We start from the raw sequence: 21,122 nt of genomic DNA on the forward strand, positions 1-21,122 counted from the left end.
CAATGCGCAGCGAACGCTCTGCTGCAGGTGCGAAAGACCCTGCCAGATTCCCCACAATCGAAATTGGCTGGCTTCAGCCCATTGACGTCAGCCGACCTTAGATTGATGATTCATGACGAAAAGTTTCCTACTGAAGGTGCAGCGGATATGAACAGCAATCCAGAACTTCAGATCCGCGCCGCAGTCCTGAACGGCGACACCGCGGTCGGCATACACGTCACAGAGCCCATAGGAAGAGTGCGTCTGGGGAAAGCGGAAGTCCGGGCTTCACGCGCTTTGCGCAACAGAGCCCTGCCGCGATCAGGGCCTGTGTGCCCTTTCCGCGCCGTGTCGGCTGTGTCAAGGCGCGGTGTAAAGAACGGCAGAAACTTTGGGTAGCGGTCTTGATACGGCAGAAGGTTTTATAGGTTCCGGTTGATACTGTTCTTGGGAATGCCCCGGAATGCGGCGACGGACCAGTAACGGAAAGACGAGAACATGAGCGTGGTAGAAGAACAATCAGACGTCGTGTTGCCTGTCGGCAGCGCTGAACTGATGCCACCCGAAGCGCTCGCCCGCTATCGGGCCTTTATGCTTCGTGAAGCGCCAAAAATCGAGAGCGACTGGCTACAGGTCGACATCTACAAGGCGTCAATCGAAGGTCTGGATCACTCTATGGTGCCGCGTCTGCACGAATTGACGGTCAGTGTGTTCTGGCCGCACAGAGCGCCCGATATCGCGCTGATGGTCGATATTGGAAGTGGCTACGTGGCGCTGGATCAAATCGGACGGCCCTTAAGCTCTGCCATGAGTTTTCCCGCTGACGAGGATTTCGCAATGCTCGGTATGATGGTCACGACGCCCCGGCTTCAGGCGCAGGGCACCGGCGGACGGCTGTTGCGTCGCGTGATGCGCGATCAGGCCGGGCGGGATCTGCGCTTGTCTGCGACGCGTCAAGGCTATCGGCTTTATGAAAGTGCCGGTTTCGTCAAAGTTGGAACCGTGTCTCAGCATCAGGGCAGAGCGCGTGCGATCCGTCCGCCCGAGACGCCTCAGGGTCTTTTGGTGCGCCCGATGGAGCCGGAAGATCTGCCAAGTTTGCGCGCCCTGGATGCCCATGCCTATGGCGCGAAGCGGACCGTGATCCTTGACGCGCTGTTGAAGGTCTCTGAGGTGGTCGTGGCTGAGCGCGGTGGTGAGGTTGAGGGCTATGCGATGTTGCGCAAATTCGGCAAGGGCCGGTTGGTCGGGCCGGTCGTTGCGGAACAGGATGCGGTCGCTATGCAGCTGACCGGCCATTTCGTCCTCGCCCATGAAGGAGAGTTCTTGCGTTGTGACAGTATGACGGAAAGCGCCGCGTTCGAGGCATTCCTGTCTGCGGCGGGACTGGGGGTGTTTGACACCGTGACCGACATGCGGTTCGGCCGCAAACGTCGGCCAGAGAGTGGACCGCAAACCTACGGGCTTGCCCTGCAATCGCTGGGCTGACATCGCCCCCGGGGTTTTGCCAAGACTGCAAAACGGGGTGCAGTCGTCAAGGGGGTCGCATCGCGGCGGAAAACCGAAAAAAGAAGGGAGCCAGAGGCCCCCTTCCATTTGCTTGAACCACTGGGCCTGAGGGTCAGGACAGCCGATCTTTCAGGCCGAAATACAATCCCACCAAAGGCAGGAACCACGGCTTGCCAGAGTGCAATGGCACTTGCGGCCAGGACAGGCCCTGCAACGGGTTGGTGTCGGTGCGGCCCATGGCCATATCCGCCAGCACCTGCCCCATCAGCGTCGACATCTGCGCGCCGTGGCCGGAATAGCCCATGCCGTAGAGCATGCCGTCCGCCTCGCCGGCGCGGGGGTAACGGTCCTTGGTCATGCCGACCATGCCGCCCCAGCAATAATCGATGTCCGCATTGGCCAAGTGCGGGAACATCCGCGCCAGTGACGCGCGCAGAACTTTGCCCGATTTCTCGTCTGAAGACTGGTCCGATGTGGCGGAGAACCGCGCCCGACCGCCGAAGATCAGGCGATTGTCAGGTGACAACCGGAAGTAGTTCCCGATGTTCATGGAGGTGACATAGGTCCGGTTGCCGGGGAGGGTCGCGGCTATTTCCTCGGGGGTCAGGGGACGCGTCGCTACGATGAAAGACCCGACAGAGATGATGCGCTTCTTGAAATAACGCAAGGGCGCGGCGTCGACACTGTTGGAATAGCCATTGGTGGCCGCAATGATGCGCTCTGCGCGGATTTCACCCTTTGGGGTTTCGATAACCCAGCCGTTGCCTTCGCGACGTCGGCCGGTCATCGGCGCTTTTTCCCAGATTTTCGCGCCGTGGCGACTGGCCGCTTCGCCAAGTCCGGTGACATACCGGCCCATGTGCATCATTGCCGATTTGGCATATAACATACCGCCGTGAAACTGCTCTGAGCCAATCTCGTCCGACAGTTCGTGCTTGTCCAGAAATCGCGTGTCGGGGTCGACCTCGCGGTGGATCGTCTCGAACCCGGCCCGCAGACCGGCGACGTGGCTGGTCTTAGAGGCCAGCTTCAACTTGCCGGAGCGGCGGAAATTACACTCGATGCCCTCTTCGGCGATGACCTCCTCGATCATGTCGATGGAGCGGTCATAGGCCTGCCAGAGGGTCTTGGCACGGTCGGCGCCAAGGTGGTGCTTGGCCTCGTCGTAGCCATGCGCCATGCCGTTGTTGAGGTGCCCGCCGTTGCGGCCCGAGCCGCCGAAGCCGACGAATTGCGCCTCAAGCACCGCGACGCTCACTCCTTCTCGGGCCAGCTTGCGGGCGGCATTGAGGCCAGTGAAGCCTGCGCCGATGACAACCACATCCACCTTGCCCTCGACCGGACCCGCCTGGGCGGAGGCAAAAGGTGTGGATGTGTCGTGCCAGTAGGATTTATACTGCATCGCGGTGCTCATGCTTACAGGCCGACCACGCCGGGAAGTTCGGAGACGTCTTTCACTTCGGTGTAGCCGTAGAAGGGGGTGGCAGGTTCGTGGCCGCGGTTGACCCAGACCTTGTTCTTGATGCCGAGGTCATGGGCCGTCATCAGATCATAGCGGAAAGACGAGGAGACGTGCAGGATATCGTCGGGACCGCAGCCCAGTTGGTCGAACATATACTCGAACGCCTGCATCTGCGGCTTGTAGGCCCCGGCACTTTCTGCGGTGAACACATGCGCGATGGGCGCGCCGAGTTTTTCGATGTTGTGCGGGATCTGGCTGTTCATGGAATTGGTCAGCGCCACCAGCGGAATATGGGGTGCGATCTTGGCGAGGCCTGCGGGCACATCGGCATGTGGGCCCCATGTGGGCACGCGGTCGTAGATCTTTGCCGCGATCGCCGCATCAAAGGCAACGCCATTGCGCTTGCAGGTGCGTTCCAGCGCGTTGTGAACGATTTCGGCATAGGGTTTCCAGGCACCCAGCACTTCGTCAAGACGATAGGCGGAGAAATCGCGGATGAAGATTTCGATCTTCTCCGCGCCAAGCTCCGCGCCGAAAAAGTCGCGTGCCGCACCTGCCATGTCGAAGTTAATCATCGTGCCGTGGCAGTCGAACGTGATGAATTTGGGGCGGAAGGTCATGTCAGTCTCCGGATCTACGTGATGGGGATATCTTGACCCGGCTACGACCACAGCGCCTGCTGCGTTTGCAGCTTTGAGCGCATGAAATTGCGTTTGCCGCCGAAGTCTCGGCAGGGTCTGCCGTGCGGGTCGCGCATTCGGTGACTGTGGCCGCGCCGGTGCGGGCATCTTAATTACACATCTACAGATTTAACCCGGAGACCTACCATGAGCCTGCTCGTTCCTCTTGAAACCGCCCCCTCCTTTGATGCCAAGGAAAGCGTTGCCGCACCTGATCGTCTGGTCGAGGGCAGCCCCTCGTTCAAGACTTGGGAGTTGGACACCGCGCTGGCGGAAGCCGCCAAATGGGGCAAGATCCGCACAGGGGTATGGGAAGCAACTGCGGGCAAGACCATCTCGATCAAGGGTGAAACCTTTGAATTCTGCCACATCCTGTCGGGAAAATGCGAGATTGCAGAGGATGGCGGCGACACGCATGTATTTAGCGCCGGCGATAACTTTGTGATGAAGCCCGGCTTTGTCGGCACCTGGAAAACGCTGGAAACCCTCAAGAAGATCTTCGTGATCGCCTCCTGATGCGGGCCGTCGAAATCCTGGAGTGGATGGTCGGTTATCCCAGCATCGTCGGCACATCCAACCTGACGCTGATCCAGCGCATTGCGGATTACCTCAGAGAGCATGGGGCACAGGTGACGTTGTTGCCTGGACCCGAAGGCGACCGCGCAAACCTGTTCGCCACCATCGGCGACCCGTCGGTGCCCGGCTATATCCTGTCGGGCCATGTCGATGTGGTCCCGGCGGATGAGCCGGAGTGGCGGGGGGATCCCTTCGCGCTGCGTTCGGAGGGCGACCGTCTGATCGGGCGCGGTGCTTGCGACATGAAAGGCTTTGATGCGGCGGTTCTTGCGGCTGTGCCGGAGCTTGCGGCGATGCAGTTGTCGGCGCCGATCCATATCGCGCTGTCCTATGACGAGGAGGCCGGCTGCAAGGGCGTGCCGCATATGCTGGCGAAACTGCCGGATCTCTGTGCGCCCGCTCTGGGCTGCATCGTGGGGGAACCATCCGGTCTGGTGCCGGTGCTGGCGCACAAGGGCAAGGCGGCGCTGAAGCTGACGGCGACGGGCCAGTCCGGTCACTCATCCCGCCCCGATCTGGGTCAGAACGCGATCCATGTGCTCGTTCCGGCCTTGGCGGAGGTGGTGGCGTTGGCGACCAGACTGCAAGCCAAATTGCAGGACACACGGTTCGCGCCGCCTTATTCGACGGTTCAGGTGGGTACATTGGCAGGTGGTCAGGCTATCAATATCATACCCGACCGCGCCGTGGCCCGCGTCGAGGCGCGCGCCATTGCCGGGGCTGACCCCCGAGAGATCCTTGCGCCGCTTCTGGCGCTGCCGGGCATCGATGCGGAATGGATTTCCTCCTACCCGGCGCTGGCGCTGGATGCAGGAACCCCCCTTGCAGCACTTGTGGCAGATCTTTCGGGCAATGCGCCTTTGCAGGCGGTCTCTTATGGCACCGAGGCAGGCCTGTTTCAGCAGGCCGGCGTCCCTGCGGTGATCTGCGGTCCGGGGGATATTGGCCGTGCGCACAAGCCGGAAGAGTACCTGACCCGTGCGGAACTGGCTGCCACCACGCAGATGGTTCTGGCGCTCGGCCAGCGGCTTAGCTGAATGCGGCATTTCCTGCGGCGGTCTCGATCCGCCGCAGCGAAAACTGCTTTGCACGTCGCGGATCAGGCGGAACCTGCCGCCGTGTGTACGCTAACCTGACGTTATAAACTGACGATACGAGAGAGTCCCGATGACTACAGTTTCTCCCCTCGCGGAAACCAAGCCCAAGCCCGAGATCATCATCGCGCCCTTTGCCGCTGAGCATATTGCTGGTGCCCTTCGGCTGTCGCAGGAGGCGGGCTGGCCGCATCGTGCGCAGGATTGGCAGATGGTGCTGTCGGTTTCCGAAGGTGTGGTGGCGCAGGCCGATGGTGAAGTTGTGGGCACCGCGCTCTGTACCTGCTTTGGCGACGTGGCGTCGGTCAACATGATTATCGTCGATGCGCGGATGCGGGGGCGGGGGCTTGGGCGTCGCTTGATGGAGCGTGTGATGGAGTTGGGCGGGGCGCGTGAACTGCGCCTGACCGCAACCGCGGACGGTCTTCCGCTATATGAAAAACTTGGCTTTACGGCTGTGGCGCAGATTGTGCAGCATCAGGGCACGGCTCTTGCGGCATTGTCGGCCCTGCCGGTCGAGGTTGGCGCAAAAGCTGATATCGACCGGCTGGCTGCAATGGACACCGCCGCCAGTGGCATGGAGCGCAGCCAGTTGCTTGCGGCAATGGCGGGTCAGGGGCAGGTTCTGTCGACGGATCGCGGCTTTGCCATTTTGCGCCCCTTCGGCCGGGGTGAGGTGCTGGGGCCTATCGTGGCTCAGGACCTGGAAACCGCACGCGCGCTGATGTCCGCCGCAGCCATCCAATGTGCGGGCCGGTTCCTGCGCATAGATCTGCCCGATCCCGCGCTTGTGTCACACGCTGAAAGCCTCGGGCTGGCCCATGTCGGCGGCGGCACCGCAATGACCAAAGCCGACCGCCCTGTTGAACCTTCAGAATTCAAAACCTACGCCCTCGCTTCGCAGGCCCTGGGCTGATCTTCGGAGAGCATTATGCTGACCAATTCCCTAGTCGAGCTGGACCGCCAGCACCTTGTTCACCCTGTCTCGTCCTTTCGCGGCCATGAAGAGCGCGGCGTGCGTGTTCTGCGCTCGGCCAAGGGCGCGACCGTCACCGACGCCGAAGGGCGCGAGCTGATCGACGGCTTTGCCGGTTTGTGGTGTGTGAATGCAGGCTACGGCCACGAAAGCGTGGTCGAGGCAGCCGCCCAGCAAATGCGCGAGCTGCCCTATGCCACGGGCTATTTCGACCTCGGTGCCGAGGCGCCCATCCGTCTGGCCGCGGAGCTGGCAGAGCGCAGCCCCGGCGACCTCAACCACATCTATTTCAGCCTCGGCGGTTCGGACGCGGTGGACAGCACGATCCGCTTCATCCGCTACTACTGGCACGCCAAGGGGCAGCCGAACCGCGATCAGTTCATCTCGGTCGAGCAGGGCTATCACGGGTCCACCACCATGGGCGCGGGCCTGACGGCGCTGCCGGGTTTCCACGATGGTTTTGGTGTGCCCTACCAGTGGCAGCATAAAATTTCCTCGCATTATGCCTATCGCAACCCGCTGACCACCGATCAGGATATAATCGACGCCTCCGTGGCAGAGCTGAAAGCCAAGGTTGCCGCACTCGGAGAGGACAAGGTTGCCGCGTTCTACGTCGAGCCGATCCAGGGCTCGGGCGGGGTGCTGGTGCCGCCAAAGGGCTGGGTGAAGGCGATGCGCGATGCCTGTGCCGAAATGGACATCCTGTTCGTGGCGGATGAGGTCATCACCGGCTTTGGCCGTACAGGCCCGCTGTTTGCCAGCGCCGAAGAAGGCATCGTGCCCGACCTGATGACCTGCGCCAAGGGCCTGACCTCAGGCTATTTGCCGATGGGCGCGGTGTTCATGCGCGATCACGTCTATGAGGCCATTGCCGAAGGGGCAGGGACCAAGGCCGTGGGTCACGGGTTCACCTATTCCGCGCACCCGGTGTCGGCTGCGGTCGCGCTGGAGGTGTTGAAGCTCTACGAAGGGGGGCTTCTGGACAATGGCCGCAAGGCGGGCGCGCGTCTGATGGCCGGTCTGGAGACCCTGCGCGATCACCCGCTGGTGGGTGACGTGCGCGGTCGTGGCATGTTGGCCGCCGTTGAGATGGTCACTGACAAGGACAAGAAGACGCCGCTTCCGGCCGAAGTTCAGGCCGCAACACGGCTGTTTGACCGCGCCTGGGAACAGGGTCTGATCGTGCGCAGCTTTGCCCAGGGCATCTTTGGCTATGCGCCGCCGCTGTGCTGCACGGATACGGAAATCGACGCCATCGTCGAGCGCACCCGCAAGGTGCTGGACCTGACACTTGAAGATCCGGAAATCCGCGCGGTGATGCGCTGATGGGACTGCTGCTGCTGGGGCCGCCTGAGCGCGCTGCCGTATGGTCCGAGATCTGTTCCGAGGTCGGCGAGGTCTTCTACCACGAGGTCGCGCCTGTTGAGGAAGTCACGTATCTTGCTTGCTGGCAGCCGCCCGCGGACCTGTCGGTCTACCCGAACCTGCGCGTGGTGATCTGCGTTGGCGCCGGCGTCGACCAGATGCCGGTGATGCCCGAGGGCATCGCGCTGGTGCGCACCTACGCGGCCAGCGTGGACGAGATGGTGCGGGACTGGGTCGTCATGGCCACGCTCATGCTGCACCGCGATATGCCAAGCTATCTGGAACAGGCCCGGGAGGGGCTGTGGCAGGGCGGGGCGATCTCGCTGTCACGCGGCGCGAAGGTCGGCATCATGGGGATGGGACGCATCGGTTCGCTGGCGGCAGAGACGCTTGGCGGCATGGGCTTCGACGTGCTTGGCTGGTCGCGCTCGGGGCGCGGGCCGCAGGATGTGCGGATGTTCGACGCAAGCGGCATCGATGCCTTCCTGGCCGAGGCCGAGACGCTGATCTGCCTGCTCCCGCTGACGTCGCAGACCCGCGGTCTGATGGATGACGCGTTCCTGGCGAAGCTGCCCGAGGGCGCGCGGCTGGTGCAAGCGGGCCGCGGCGCGCAGCTGCCACTGGACGCGCTGCGACGCGCGCTCGAAAGTGGCAAGGTTGCCTCGGCGATGCTGGACGTCACCGATCCGGAACCGCTGTCGGCCAACCATTGGGCCTGGAGCGACCCGCGCGTCATTGTCACGCCGCATGTGGCTGGCCAGACCGATGCCCGCGAAGGTGTCGAGCACGCCCTGGCCGTGATCCGCGCCGACCGTTCCAGGGAAAAACTTCCGGGGCTTGTCGACCAGACGCTGGGCTATTGAATGAGGCTCCGAAAGCTACAGCAGAAATGCCGCTTCGCAGGTGAATACAGAAGATAATGCCGATCACTCGGCTGCATTCGGAGATTTCATCCTGCCTGAACCGTTCAATGTGAATGCAACAAGCCTGTGACAGCCGATCCGTCTCGCGCAGGTTGCGTATATGACGCCGAGACGACGGTTAGCGGCCCTCGACGAACAGATACAAGCAAGGCCGCAGCAGAAAATGCGTCATGGGGCCGCGCTCAGAATACGGAACGAAACAGGCCACCCGGCCACTGCAGAGGGAAAACCGGTATGGAAGTGACCATTGCAAGCAAACCGCTGACTGCCTTCAGCTATGTCACCTTTGATGTGGTTGGCACGTTGATCGACTTCGAAGGTGCGATCAAGGATGGGCTGGCTGTCATTGCCGAGCGTGAACACGTCGATATCGACGGCGAGGCAGCTTTGGCGGTTTATCGTGATGCGCGCTATGAACCCGGTGCCGGTCTGTTTCCTGACGACCTTGGGCGCTGTTATTCCCGCATCGCTGAGGCATTTGGTCTGCCGGATACGGAAGAATACCGCCAGTTGATGATCGACACGGTGGGCGAGGCCAAACCCTTTGCCGACAGCGTCGAGGCAATGAAACAGTTGAAGGCGCGGTACAAGCTGATCGCGATGACCAATGCGCGCCGGTGGGCCTTTGACAAATACGCTGAAAAGTTGGGGCAGCCTTTCTGGGCCGGGTTCACAACCGACGACACAGGCTGCGAGAAACCGGATCCGGATTACTTCCATCAGGTTTTTGCAAGTGTCATCGGAGATGGTGGCACCAAGGACGACATCCTGCACACGGCTCAAAGTCAGTATCATGACATTGGGATATCTCGGGAGTTGGGCATGACAAATGCCTGGATCCAGCGTCGCCATGGGCAGAGCGGCTACGGCGGCACGATTGAGCCGAAAGAATTCACCGAACCCGACTACCATTTCCACGCGCTGATCGAGCTGGCCCAAGCGGCAGAAGATGCCTTTGGCGCGTAAGCCTTTCGACCCAATCCGACCGTAGGCGGCGATAAGATCGCCAAGTGTTTCACCATCCTTCAACACAGGGAACCCAACCATGACAAAGACCCCGACAAACTGGACCAGCCAAGACGACGCGATGGTCGAGAACATGATCCGCCGCGGTGCATCGCGCCGCGATCTGCTGAAAATGATGATGTCCTCCGGGATAGCGGCCGCCGCTGGTGGCTCGCTTCTGATGCGCGCCTCCAGTGCGGTTGCGGCAACGCCCGTCAGCGGCGGCACCATGCGCGCGGCCGCATGGTCGTCGTCTACTGCGGACACGCTTGATCCGGCCAAGGCCTCGCTGTCCACGGATTACGTACGCTGCTGCGCGTTCTACAACCGTCTGACCTTCCTCGACGATGCCGGCCAGGTTCACATGGAACTGGCTGACAGCATCTCGTCTGATGATGCGCAGACCTGGGAAGTGAAGCTAAAATCGAACGTCACCTTCCATGACGGCAAGGCGCTGACGTCGGATGATGTTGTCTACTCGCTCAAACGTCACCTTGATCCGGCTGTTGGTTCGAAGGTGAACTCCATCGCCAAGCAGATGACCGAGATCTCCAAGATCGATGACCTTACCACGAAGATCGTTCTGGACGCACCCAACGCCGACCTGCCGACCATCCTGGCACTGCACCACTTTATGATTATCGCGGATGGCACCACCGATTTCACCACGGCGAACGGTACCGGTGCATTTACCTGCGAAGAATTCCAGCCTGGCGTGCGTTCTATCGGTGCGAAAAACCCGAACTACTTCAAAGAGCAGGGTCCGTACCTTGATAGCTTTGAGTTCTTCGCGATCTCTGATAACAACGCACGTGTCAACGCATTGCTGTCGGGTGACATCCACTATGCCGCAGCTGTGAACCCGCGTTCCGCCCGCTTGCTGGATGGCAACGACAGCGTCAACACACTGGTCAGCACTTCGGGCAACTACACCAACCTCAACATGCGGCTGGACATGGACCCGGGGGACAGAGCGGGGTTTGTCGAGGGTATGAAATACCTGATCAACCGCGAAGCGATCCAGAAGTCCGCCTTCCGCGGACTGGCCGAAATCGCCAACGATCAGCCGGTGTCGCCGTCCAACCGCTATCACAACCCCAACATCAAGCCGCGCGAGTACGATCCCGAGCGCGCCAAGGCGCTGTTTGAGAAGGCCGGTTTGCTGGGCACGGAAATTCCGATTGTCGCTTCAGATGCCGCGACAGCATCCGTCGACATGGCGACAATCGTGCAGCAGGCTGGCAATCAGATCGGTATGGACTTCAAGGTCGACCGAGTGCCGTCCGATGGCTACTGGTCGAACTATTGGCTGAAGTCTCCCGTGCATTTCGGCAACATCAACCCGCGTCCGACGCCGGACATCCTGTTCTCGCTGCTTTATGCGTCCGATGCGCCGTGGAACGAGAGCCAGTATAAGTCCGACAAGTTCGACCGCATGCTGATCGAAGCGCGTGGTGCCCTGGACGAAGAAAAGCGGACCGCGATGTATTGGGAAATGCAGGAAATGGTGGCGAATGAAGCTGGCACGGCGATCCCGGTCTTTATTTCCAACATGGATGCTTTCACCTCCAAGCTGGGCGGCCTGAAGCCGAATCCGCTGGGCGGCATGATGGGCTATTCCTTCGCGGAATACGTCTGGCTGAACGACTGATAGGTCCAAAAACGTCTGGCCTGCACTCTTTGTGCGGGCCAGCTTACCCCCATGAACAACTTCTAAACCCCGGCCGAACGAGGTGACCGAATTGCCCCAATCTCTCTTGCCATGGTTCCTCGTGCTCCAGAGGCTTGGCATTGCCTTGCTGACACTGATTATCGTTTCCTTTGCCGTTTTCTTTGCGACCGAGCTGTTGCCTGGGGATGTGGCCGAGATCCTGCTGGGTCAGGCCGCCACGCCTGAGGCCGTCGCAGGTCTGCGTGATGCAATGGGCCTGGACGAGCCCGCGATCAGCCGCTTCATCGGCTGGCTGTTCGGGCTGCCGACAGGCGATCTGGGCCGGTCTTATGTCAATGACATCGAGGTGGCAGAACTGATCGGGGGTCGCTTGGCCAATTCGCTGCGTCTGGCGGGGGTCACCACGCTGGTATCCGTGCCGATTGCCCTGTCACTGGGCATCTTCGCCGCAATGTGGCGTGGCTCCATCTTTGATCGCATCGTGACGGTTATGACTATTTCGGTGATTTCGGTGCCCGAGTTCATGGTGGCCACGCTCGCGGTGCTGATCTTCGCGGTCTGGCTCGACTGGTTGCCAGCCCTCAGCTACGGCGCGGATGTCAGTTCGCTTTCGGCCATGCTCAAGGCCTATGCGATGCCGGTGATCTCGTTGTCTTTCGTGATTTCGGCGCAAATGATCCGCATGACCCGCGCCGCCGTAATCGACACGATCAACACGCCCTATGTTGAAATGGCGCTGCTGAAGGGTGCCTCGCGCAAGCGGATGGTGCTGGTTCATGCGCTGCCCAACGCGCTGGGGCCAATTGCAAACGCCGTGGCCTTGTCGCTTAGCTACCTTGTGGGCGGGGTCATCATTGTCGAGACGATCTTCAGCTATCCCGGCGTTGCCAAGCTGATGGTCGATGCTGTCAGCACTCGTGACCTGCCGCTGATCCAGTCCTGCGCGATGATCTTTTGTTGCAGCTATCTGCTGCTCATCACGCTCGCCGACCTGATTGCAATTCTTTCCAACCCGAGGCTTCGTTGATGATGGCAGATTCTTCTACACCTACCACCGATGCCCTACAGCCGAAGGAGAAGACCTGGCGCTTCAACTGGGTCGGCAAGATCGGGCTTTTGATCATCCTTTTCTGGGCCATTGTGGCCCTGGTGGGGCCTGTATTCGCCCCTTACCCACCGGGTGAGATCGTCGATTGGGACTTCTTCGGGCCAATGTCATCCGACTATTGGCTGGGAACTGATTATCTGGGTCGTGACATCTTCTCCCGGATCCTGATGGGCGCGCGCTACACGGTCGGCATTGCGCTGGCCTCGGTGACGCTGGCCTGTGCGCTTGGCGTGATCCTCGGCATGGTTGCGGCGGTCGCCGGTGGCTGGTTCGACATGATCTTGTCGCGCCTGCTGGATGCGTTCAACGGCATCCCGTCGTTGCTGTTTGGCCTCGTGGTTGTCGCGGCCGTCGGCTCTTCCATCCCGGTGCTAATCCTGACCCTGACGGCGATCTACATGCCCGGTTCCTACCGGTTCGCCCGCGCTCTGGCGGTCAACATCAACACGATGGACTTCGTAACTGTCGCGCGCGCCCGCGGTGAACGCACGGCCTATCTGATCGTGCGGGAAATCTTCCCCAACATTCTGGGCCCGGTGCTGGCGGACCTTGGTCTGCGCTTTGTGTTCATCGTGCTGGTGCTGTCGGGTCTGTCTTTCCTCGGCCTTGGCGTTCAACCGCCCTTTGCTGACTGGGGCGCATTGGTGCGCGAAAATATCGAAGGCCTGAGCCTCGGCGCGCCTGCGGTGATCTTCCCGTCGATCGCCATCGCCTCTCTGACCATCTCGGTGAACATGTTCATCGACAACCTGCCCACCAAGATCCGCGACAGGAGCGAATGATGACAACACCCCTCGTTACCGTCAAAGACCTGCGCATCGGCGCCGTCACAGATGCCGACCGGAAGGTTGAGATCATCAAGGGCGTCAGTTTCGACATTGCTCCCGGGGAAATCGTTGCCCTGATCGGCGAGTCCGGCTCTGGCAAAACCACCATCGCCCTGTCGCTGATGGGGCACACGCGTCCGGGTTGCAGCATCGATGGCGGCACCATTCGCCTGGATACATCCGAGATCACCGCGATGTCGGAAAAGGCGCGGGCGCGGGTGCGCGGCACTGAGGTCTCTTATGTGCCGCAGTCCGCTGCCGCCGCCTTCAACCCGTCCAAGCGCATCATTGATCAGGTGATCGAAATCGCGGCCATCCACGACCTGATGCCGCGCGCCGAGGCGGAGAAAAAGGCGGTCGAGCTGTTCCGCGCTCTGGCCATGCCCAACCCGGAGACCATCGGCGATCGCTACCCGCATCAGGTTTCCGGTGGGCAGTTGCAACGGCTGTCGGCCGCGATGGCGCTGATCGGGGATCCCAAGCTGGTGATCTTTGACGAGCCGACGACCGCGCTTGATGTGACCACCCAGATCGAAGTGCTGCGTGCCTTCAAATCGGTGATGCGCGCGGGCGGCATCGCGGGTGTTTATGTCAGTCATGACCTTGCTGTTGTGGCACAGATCGCGGATCGGATCATCGTGCTGAAGGGTGGCGAGGTGCAGGAGGTCGGCGAAGCCGAGCAAATCCTGAAGGCCCCGACCCACGCCTATACAAAACAATTGCTCGCGGCGTTCGAGCCGGTCCCGCATCAACCGCTGGCCCTGACGGCGACAAGCACGGCCGCCAAACCCAAGCCGGTGCTGGAGGTCTATGACCTTTGTGCCGGCTACGGGTCCATGCGCGGCGGTGAACCTGCGGTGAAGATCCTGCAGGATATCAATTTCAAGCTTGAACGTGGCCGTAACCTTGGCGTGGTTGGCGAATCCGGCTCTGGAAAATCGACGCTGGCGCGTGCGGTGGCCGGTATCCTGCCGCCCTATCGCGGCGGGATCATGGTCGACGGCAAGGAGCAGATGCCAGCCCTGCACAAGCGCTCCAAGGAAGATCTGCGGCGGATGCAGATCGTTTTTCAGCTGGCCGATACCGCGCTGAACCCGGCGCATTCCATCGGCACGATTTTAGGTCGCCCATTGCGGTTTTACGAAGGACTGCGGGGCAAGGCGCGCGACGCCCGTGTCAGTCAGCTTCTGGACATGGTGCATCTGCCGTCCAATCTGCGCCACCGGCTGCCGGGAGAGCTGTCAGGCGGTCAAAAACAGCGGGTCAATCTGGCGCGCGCGCTTGCGGCCAACCCGGAGCTGATCCTGTGCGACGAAATTACCTCGGCGCTGGATACTGTGGTCGCTTCGGCGATCCTGGATCTGCTGAAGGAACTACAGGGCGAGCTGGGGCTAAGCTACATGTTCATCAGCCACGATCTTTCGACGGTCGAGGCGATCTGTGACGACGTGCTGGTGATGTATAAGGGCGAGGTGGTCGAGGCGCTGCCCGCAGCCACGATGTCCACGGAGGCAACCCACCCCTATTCACGGCTGCTGATCTCCTCGGTACCGCAACTGGACACAGGCTGGCTGGCCGGTCTGGAGCAGGATCCGGAATTGCTCGCGCAGTTTTCCGGTCGCTGAAGCAGGGCGACGACCCAGACGCACCCTTTTAGGAAGCCGCTGCTTGTCAGCGGCTTCTTTCGTCCTGCGTCCCGCGGAGGCTAGATCTTGTTTTCAAAAAGATGGGTCAGCGGCATCTGGGTTTTTGAAAAGGGCGTCTTCATCACCACAAAGCTGAAATACTTGTCGATCCCGATATTGCGATCAATCAGGCCTTCCAAGATGGTCTGATAGTCGGTGATCGAGGCGGTGACGAATTTCGCAAGATAGTCATAGCCGCCAGATACAAGGTGGCATTCGACGCAGCAATCTACCTTCTCCAGCGCCTCCTGAAAGCGGGCGAAATCAATCTGACGGTGATTGCCAAGAGTGAATTCAGTAAAGACGGTCAGCGTCTCGCCCAGCTTTGCCATGTCAATCTGTGCCGCATAACCGGTAATATACCCGGCCTTTTGCAATTTTTTCACCCGCATCAAACAGGGCGAGGCAGACAGGTGCACGAGGTCGGCCAGTTCGACGTTTGTGATACGACCGTTCCGTTGCAACTCGGCAAGAATCCTGAGGTCGATCCGGTCGAGCTTGTAGGGAGACTTCATACTTTCTAATCCTTGGAATCGGTATGCCGTATGCGTCGTGTGAAAGGCACGACGCGGCTCAAGGCAAGCGCATTCGACATGAAATGCCGTGACAGGCTGGTGATCCGGCAGATGCAACTGATGCCGCCGCCGTAGAAGATAGGAGGACTAGAGGAGAATATCATGACGGCCCCCTTGTTGCATATCGAGACCCAGACCGAGTTGCCCGAATCCGCCGATTGCGTGGTGATTGGCGCCGGGATCGTGGGTGTGAGCACAGCATACTGGTTGGCGCGTGCAGGTCAAAAGGTGGTGCTGCTGGAAAAAGGTCGTGTGGGCGCCGAACAGTCCAGCCGCAACTGGGGCTGGTGCCGGCAACAGAACCGCGACGCCCGCGAATTGCCGCTTTCCACCAAGAGCCTGGCCCTGTGGGAAGACATGACTGCGGACATTGGCGAGGATCTCGGCTTTCGCCGCTGCGGCTTGATCTATCTGTCCAATGATGCTGTCGAGCTTGAAGGCTGGGCGCGTTGGGGTGCCTTTGCGCGGGGAGAGGGCGTCGATACGCAAATGCTCACCTCTGCTGAGGCGACACGGCGCGGTTCTGCCACCGGCAAGAGCTGGGAGGGCGGCGTCTGGTCGCCCAGCGACGGTGTCGCCAACCCCGAGCGCGCGGCACCACTCATTGCGAAAGGTATCGTGAAACATGGCGGCGTGGTCGTTCAGAACTGCGCGGCGCGCGGGATCGAGACCTCTGCCGGCGCTGTTTCGGCCGTGGTGACGGAGAGGGGCATCATTCGCACGCGGCAGGTTGTCATGTCGGGCGGCGTCTGGGCGGCCAGTTTCCTGCGTCAGTCGGGTATCTTCTTCCCGCAGGCCGCGGTGCGCAGTTCCATCCTGTCGGTCATGCCCGGAGCGGAGGGGCTGCCACCGGCCTTGCACACGGCCGCGGTTTCCGTCACCCGCCGCGGCGATGGCGGGCATACGCTGGCGGTTTCGGGGCACAGCCATCTGGACCCGACACCTGCGGCCATTATGGGGGCAAAGCACTTCCTGCCGATGTTCGCCAAACGCTGGCGCGCCCTGTCGCCAGGTGGGCTGCAAGCCTGGAACGCCGAGTTTGAAACGCGCAAGATCTGGGCTCTCGATCAGGTGACCCCAATGGAGCGGACACGCATTCTGGACCCGAAGCCGGACGAGGCATTGGTGCACAAGACCCTGGCCCGGGCGCGGGATCTGTTGCCTGCGCTGAAAACTGTGCCCGTGCAGGCCAAATGGGCGGGCTATATCGACAGCACCCCTGACGGCGTGCCCGTGATCGACACCGATATCGGCATTCCGGGTCTGACCCTCGCGGCGGGCTTGTCGGGGCATGGGTTTGGCATCGGCCCGGGCGTTGGTCACCTGGTGGCGGACATGCTGACCGGGCGCACGCCGATTACGGAAACGGTGCAATACCGGCTGAGCCGCTTTGACAGTGCGCAATGGGGCAAGGTCGCAGGCTTCTGAGATCATGCTGAAAACCGGGTGATTGACATGTAGTCGATTGGCGTTTCGCTCGCTCCGGTCGCGATCAGCTCGGCCATCGTATCCCCCACACCAGGACCAAGCTGAAACCCGTGGCCGCAAAAGCCAAACGCGTGGAACAGGCCCGCTGTGGTACCAGATGCGCCCATAATCGGTAGCTTGTCCGACACGTACCCCTCGGTGCCGGACCAATGTCGGATGATCGTGGTGTCGGCCAGCGCCGGGCAAAGCCGAACGAGTTTTGTCAGCTGGCGGGTCAATCCGGCGGGATCATAGTGGGCGAAGCCTCCCTCCGGAACGTCCACCTGCGGCACGCCACCACCAAAGACCACGTTGCCGCGCTCCACCTGCCGCAGATAGGCGCCACCGTCGCGGGCCCACATGCCCACTACCGGCAGGATGCGGTGCGGCAAAGGCTCGGTCACGCCCATCTGCGGGCCTCTGATTGCAAGCGGCACAGGTTCGTCGAACTGTTCCGCAATCGCGGGTCCCCAACCGCCCGCGCAATTCACCAGTATGTCAGCGCTGAAACGCCCCTGAGCCGTCGTGACGTCGAAACCTGCCTCGGTCTTTCTGATCTCAGGCACACCGGCCTGTGAGAAGATTTCCGCGCCGTGGTGGGCGGCGGCATCGGCAAAGGCGGGGCTGACGAGGCGGGGATTGGCGCTGCCGTCGCGCGGCGAGAAACTGGCGGCGATGGCCGAGGGGCCGAGCCCCGGAAAGCGGCGCTGGATCTCTGCGGGCTCCAGCTGGTCGATGTCAAATCCCCAGGGGCGGGCCGCCTCTGCAAAGGTTTGCATGTCAGACCGGGCCTCTGCATCGAAGATAAGCCGCAAATGGCCGGTGGCGCGGAATTCCACATCGCGCCCCAGCAGCTCTTGCGATTGGTTCCACAAGGCCAGCGATCGTGCGGCCAGCGGCAATTGGTTGAGATTGCGCCCGGTGCGGCGGATATTGCCGAAGGAGGCAACCGTGGCGCCGGTGCCGATATAGCCGCGCTCGATCAGGCGCACCTTCACGCCGCGCCGCGCCAGAAAGAACGCCGTGGACGTGCCCATCAACCCGCCACCGAGTACGATCACCTGCATGAATGCTCCTTTTCATATGAGGCTAGAAAACCTCGCCTTGACCTCTCGGGTCAAATACGGGAAATGAGTAGAGTCATAAGCTCAGCCTATGGGGGCGCATCATGCGAGCACGTCAGCTTGAAGTTTTTACAGCCGTTATGCGGGCCGGCACGGTGACCGAAGCCGCACGAACGCTGAATATCTCCCAACCCGCGCTGAGCCAGGTGTTGCGCCATACAGAGGACGAACTGGGCTTTGCCTTGTTTGACCGCGAAAAGGGACGGCTGAAGCCGACGCCCGAAGCGCTGGAGCTCTACCCGGAGGCGGAACGGCTCTTTGGCGAGCTGGAAGGGCTGCGTCGGATGACCGCTGACCTGAAGCTCGGGCGCGCCGGGCTGGTACGGGTGGGTTGTTCAACCCCGGCGGCGATGTCATTGTTGCCAAGGGTGTTGGCCTCGTTTCGCGCACAGCACCCGGATATCGCGCTCAGGTGCAGCGTCGCGCCGGTGCAGTCCCTGCGGACGATGCTACGTGAGGGCGATGTGGTCATGGCGCTGGCGCTGACCGACCGGATGACCGAAGAGATCGAGGTAGAGGTCTTGGGCCGTACTGGCTTTTGCTGCCTGCTGCCAAAGGGGCATCCGTTGGCAGAGCGCGAGACCGTCAGCCTGGCCGAATTGGACGCAGAGTTGGTCATTTCCTATCGAACCGGCACACGTCCCTATGAAGAACTCAACACTGTCGCGCGGCGCAATGGCCAGCGCTTCACGCCTCGGCTTGAGATTGACACCTCGATCTCTGCGGTGGGGTTTGTACAGGCCGGGCTGGGCGTTGCCGTGGTTGATTCTCTGCTGCCCTGGGAGCAGTTCGACAATATCGAAATCCGTCCACTGACGCCATCGCCCACCCTGCCGCTGTCGCTTTTGACCCTGAGAAGCAAGTCGCTGTCGCGCGCTGCCGAGTTGATGCGGGGTCAAATTCGCGCGCTTTTACCGACCACTCTGGCCTCGACTGGGCAGGAGGACTGACCTGCCCATAGGTTTTACTTATGGGATTGAACTGCATCCGACTTGGACCGCCACGCTCCGCTCTGCTCGAATTGGGTCAAACGGAACGAAAGGCGATGACCCATGGACGGCCAACTCCCTGGCGAAGACTGGAAGATCGGTGTCGATATCGGCGGCACCTTCATGGACTTTTGCGCTCTTGAAGCGCGGTCGGGGCGGATTGCTTCGCTCAAGGTGTTGACGACACCGGATGATCCTGGCGCGGAGCTGGGCACCGGATTTGCGCTGCTGGCCGAACGCGAAGGTCTGTCGCCGCAGGCGGTCAGCCGCTTCGTTCACGGCACGACCGTGGGCATCAATACCATCATCCAGCGCAAGGGCGCGAAACTGGCGATGATAACCAACGCGGGCTTCGAAGATATCATCGAGTTGGCCCGCCTGCGGATGCCAGAGATGTATTCGCTGTTCTGCCACCGGCCTGATCCGCTTGTGCCGCGCGACATGATCTTTGGTCTTGATGTGCGCATGCGTGCGGATGGCGCCCGTACCGATGCTCCCAAGGGTGCTGTCGAGGCGGCCGTTGCCAAAGCGCGCGCGGCCGGGGCGGATGGCATCATCGTGTCCCTTCTGCATGCGTGGCGCGACGCCGGACAGGAAGCGGAGATCCGCGCTGAGATCGAAAAGATCGCGCCGGAGCTCTTTGTTTTCGCCGCCTCCGAAGTTTGGCCGGTGATCCGCGAATACGAACGTACCTCCACCGCGATCCTCAACGGTTATGTCTACCCGCGTGTTTCGGGCTACCTTGAGGCGCTGGAGGCGCGGCTGGATTCGCAGGGCGTGCCCGCACGGGCGATGCTGACAAAATCCAACGGCGGCGTGATGACGGCCGGGGAAGGGCGTCGCGACTGTGTGTCGATGCTGCTGTCCGGCACCGCGTCGGGGGTGATCGGTGCCGCATGGCTGGCACGCCAAGCGGGTGAGAGTCGCATCCTGACCCTGGATATCGGCGGCACCTCAGCCGATTTCGCATTGATTATCGATGGCGAGGTTCAGTTTGGCTCCGATGAGCTGGTGGGTGAATTCCCGCTGCATATCCCTTCTGTTTCAGTCAGTTCGATCGGGATCGGCGGCGGCTCCATCGCCTCCGTCGATGCGCATGGTGTGCTTCGGGTTGGTCCTGAAAGTGCAGGCTCCGTGCCCGGCCCAGCGTGTTACGGACGGGGCGGCGCGCGTGCGACCGTGACCGATGCCATGGCGGTCTGCGGCTGGCTCGGGCACACGGAAATGGCGTACGGCCAGCTGGACATGAATGTTGATCTTGCCCGCAAGGTCGTGGGAGAGCTGGCTGAAACGCTGGGTCGTGGCGTCGAGGAAACCGCTCAGGCGATCCTGGATATCGCGATTTCCGAAATGTTCGTGGAGGTTGAAAAACTCTCTTCCCGGGCCGGTGTGGATCTGCGCGATTTCACCCTGATGCCTTTTGGCGGCGGTGGCCCCATGCTGGGTGCATTTCTGGCAAAGGAACTGGGCATGCCCCGGGTTGTGGCGCCACGTCGGCCGGGGGTGGTCTCTGCCCTTGGTGGTCTCGTTGCCGATCTCAAGGGTGATTTCATTCGCACCGTCTTTGCCGATCTCGACGCGGCTGGTCTGCCGGGACTGCGGGTGCATTTTCAGGAGCTGGTGGCCGAAGGCAAGACCTGGCTGGCCGCGCAAGGGCACGAGGGCGCCATTGACCTCAAGCTCTCCGCCGATATGCGCTATGCCGGGCAAAGCTACGAAATCGAAGTGGCTCTGGAGCCGGACGCGCTATCCGATCTGGATCGCATGGCGGCGGCATTTCACGAAACCCACCGGCGCATCTATGATTTCGATGACCCCGAAGGACAGATCGAGCTGGTGAACCTGAGACTCTCTGCCATCGGGGCCGGTCCCAAGCCCGACCTGACAGAACTGGCGCAGGTCGAGGCGGGTGAGGCCCGCGATGTAGAGGTCCACATCGGCGGCTGGCGTCCGGTGCCACTGCACAGCCGTGTCGCTTTGGCGGCCGGAACGGAGTTCGAGGGGCCAGCCATCGTCGCGCAGGAGGACACCACTTTTGCCATCCCGGTGGGATCCAAGGCGCGCGTCGATGAACACCTCAACATTCACCTGCAGTTCGAGGACTAA

The 21,122-nt window shown here is 61.5% G+C and carries 18 protein-coding genes; 14 read left to right on the forward strand and 4 right to left on the reverse strand.

The features are described 5' to 3' along the window. Positions 1–477: 477 nt before the first annotated feature. The gene (locus tag ACN0VH_RS19490) at positions 478–1,467 is read left to right on the forward strand and encodes a GNAT family N-acetyltransferase (protein ID WP_278924516.1); all 990 of its coding nucleotides are present in this window, start codon (positions 478–480) and stop codon (positions 1,465–1,467) included. Positions 1,468–1,600: 133 nt separating this feature from the next. Here the strand turns inward: ACN0VH_RS19490 and ACN0VH_RS19495 are convergent, their stop codons facing one another. Together ACN0VH_RS19495 and ACN0VH_RS19500 are read right to left on the reverse strand one after the other, a co-directional pair. After that, positions 1,601–2,902 carry an NAD(P)/FAD-dependent oxidoreductase gene (locus ACN0VH_RS19495; RefSeq protein ID WP_417702110.1) on the reverse strand — a complete coding sequence of 434 codons (1,302 nt, stop codon included), beginning with the start codon at positions 2,900–2,902 and terminating at the stop codon, positions 1,601–1,603. A gap of 2 nt (positions 2,903–2,904) precedes the next feature. Continuing rightward, positions 2,905–3,570, reverse strand: coding sequence for a haloacid dehalogenase type II (locus tag ACN0VH_RS19500; protein WP_417702112.1), 666 nt, complete (start codon positions 3,568–3,570; stop codon positions 2,905–2,907). A gap of 207 nt (positions 3,571–3,777) precedes the next feature. Here ACN0VH_RS19500 and ACN0VH_RS19505 point away from each other — a divergent pair, with 207 nt between their 5' ends. The 10 genes from ACN0VH_RS19505 (at position 3,778) to ACN0VH_RS19550 (ending at position 14,801) form a co-directional block, all read left to right on the forward strand. Next, positions 3,778–4,146 (forward strand): cupin domain-containing protein, encoded by a 369-nt coding sequence (locus tag ACN0VH_RS19505; protein ID WP_417702114.1) that lies wholly within the window; start codon positions 3,778–3,780, stop codon positions 4,144–4,146. Then, complete coding sequence (gene argE, locus ACN0VH_RS19510; protein WP_417702116.1) at positions 4,146–5,243, forward strand: acetylornithine deacetylase; 1,098 nt, start codon at positions 4,146–4,148, stop codon at positions 5,241–5,243. Before ACN0VH_RS19505 ends, argE begins: the two co-directional genes overlap by 1 nt. Positions 5,244–5,373: 130 nt before the next feature. Continuing rightward, positions 5,374–6,216, forward strand: coding sequence for a GNAT family N-acetyltransferase (locus ACN0VH_RS19515; protein ID WP_417702118.1), 843 nt, complete (start codon positions 5,374–5,376; stop codon positions 6,214–6,216). A 15-nt stretch (positions 6,217–6,231) separates the two neighbouring features. Then, positions 6,232–7,602 carry an aspartate aminotransferase family protein gene (locus ACN0VH_RS19520; RefSeq protein WP_417702120.1) on the forward strand — a complete coding sequence of 457 codons (1,371 nt, stop codon included), beginning with the start codon at positions 6,232–6,234 and terminating at the stop codon, positions 7,600–7,602. Continuing rightward, positions 7,602–8,504, forward strand: coding sequence for an NAD(P)-dependent oxidoreductase (locus ACN0VH_RS19525; RefSeq protein ID WP_417702122.1), 903 nt, complete (start codon positions 7,602–7,604; stop codon positions 8,502–8,504). Before ACN0VH_RS19520 ends, ACN0VH_RS19525 begins: the two co-directional genes overlap by 1 nt. Positions 8,505–8,798: 294 nt before the next feature. Beyond that, complete coding sequence (locus ACN0VH_RS19530) at positions 8,799–9,530, forward strand: HAD-IA family hydrolase (protein ID WP_417702124.1); 732 nt, start codon at positions 8,799–8,801, stop codon at positions 9,528–9,530. 79 nt (positions 9,531–9,609) lie between these two features. Beyond that, entirely contained in the window at positions 9,610–11,220 is a 1,611-nt protein-coding gene (locus ACN0VH_RS19535; protein ID WP_417702125.1) for an ABC transporter substrate-binding protein, read from the forward strand. Between the two features lie 91 nt (positions 11,221–11,311). Next, on the forward strand, positions 11,312–12,268 hold the full coding sequence (locus ACN0VH_RS19540; RefSeq protein WP_417702127.1) for an ABC transporter permease: 957 nt from the start codon (positions 11,312–11,314) through the stop codon (positions 12,266–12,268). Between the two features lie 2 nt (positions 12,269–12,270). Further along, positions 12,271–13,131, forward strand: a complete 861-nt coding sequence (locus tag ACN0VH_RS19545) for an ABC transporter permease (RefSeq protein WP_417702128.1) — start codon at positions 12,271–12,273, stop codon at positions 13,129–13,131. Continuing rightward, a complete protein-coding gene (locus ACN0VH_RS19550; RefSeq protein WP_417702129.1) occupies positions 13,131–14,801 on the forward strand; it encodes an ABC transporter ATP-binding protein in 1,671 nt (556 codons plus the stop codon). Before ACN0VH_RS19545 ends, ACN0VH_RS19550 begins: the two co-directional genes overlap by 1 nt. Positions 14,802–14,881: 80 nt before the next feature. On the opposite strand, the gene ACN0VH_RS19555 is transcribed toward ACN0VH_RS19550, so the two are convergent. Then, positions 14,882–15,376: an Lrp/AsnC family transcriptional regulator gene (locus ACN0VH_RS19555; RefSeq protein WP_417702131.1), complete on the reverse strand. Its 495-nt coding sequence runs from the start codon at positions 15,374–15,376 to the stop codon at positions 14,882–14,884. Between the two features lie 162 nt (positions 15,377–15,538). On the opposite strand from ACN0VH_RS19555, the gene ACN0VH_RS19560 reads away from it, so the two are divergent. Further along, positions 15,539–16,864 (forward strand): NAD(P)/FAD-dependent oxidoreductase, encoded by a 1,326-nt coding sequence (locus ACN0VH_RS19560; protein WP_417702133.1) that lies wholly within the window; start codon positions 15,539–15,541, stop codon positions 16,862–16,864. 2 nt (positions 16,865–16,866) lie between these two features. On the opposite strand, the gene ACN0VH_RS19565 is transcribed toward ACN0VH_RS19560, so the two are convergent. Next, the gene (locus ACN0VH_RS19565; RefSeq protein WP_417702135.1) at positions 16,867–17,970 is read right to left on the reverse strand and encodes an NAD(P)/FAD-dependent oxidoreductase; all 1,104 of its coding nucleotides are present in this window, start codon (positions 17,968–17,970) and stop codon (positions 16,867–16,869) included. A 101-nt stretch (positions 17,971–18,071) separates the two neighbouring features. Between ACN0VH_RS19565 and ACN0VH_RS19570 the strand changes: the two genes are divergently transcribed. Beyond that, a complete protein-coding gene (locus ACN0VH_RS19570; RefSeq protein WP_417702136.1) occupies positions 18,072–18,977 on the forward strand; it encodes a LysR family transcriptional regulator in 906 nt (301 codons plus the stop codon). A gap of 102 nt (positions 18,978–19,079) precedes the next feature. Beyond that, the gene (locus ACN0VH_RS19575; RefSeq protein WP_417702137.1) at positions 19,080–21,122 is read left to right on the forward strand and encodes a hydantoinase/oxoprolinase family protein; all 2,043 of its coding nucleotides are present in this window, start codon (positions 19,080–19,082) and stop codon (positions 21,120–21,122) included.

The sequence above is a fragment of the Pseudophaeobacter sp. genome (genome assembly GCF_048267565.1).
GTDB lineage: Bacteria > Pseudomonadota > Alphaproteobacteria > Rhodobacterales > Rhodobacteraceae > Pseudophaeobacter > Pseudophaeobacter profundi.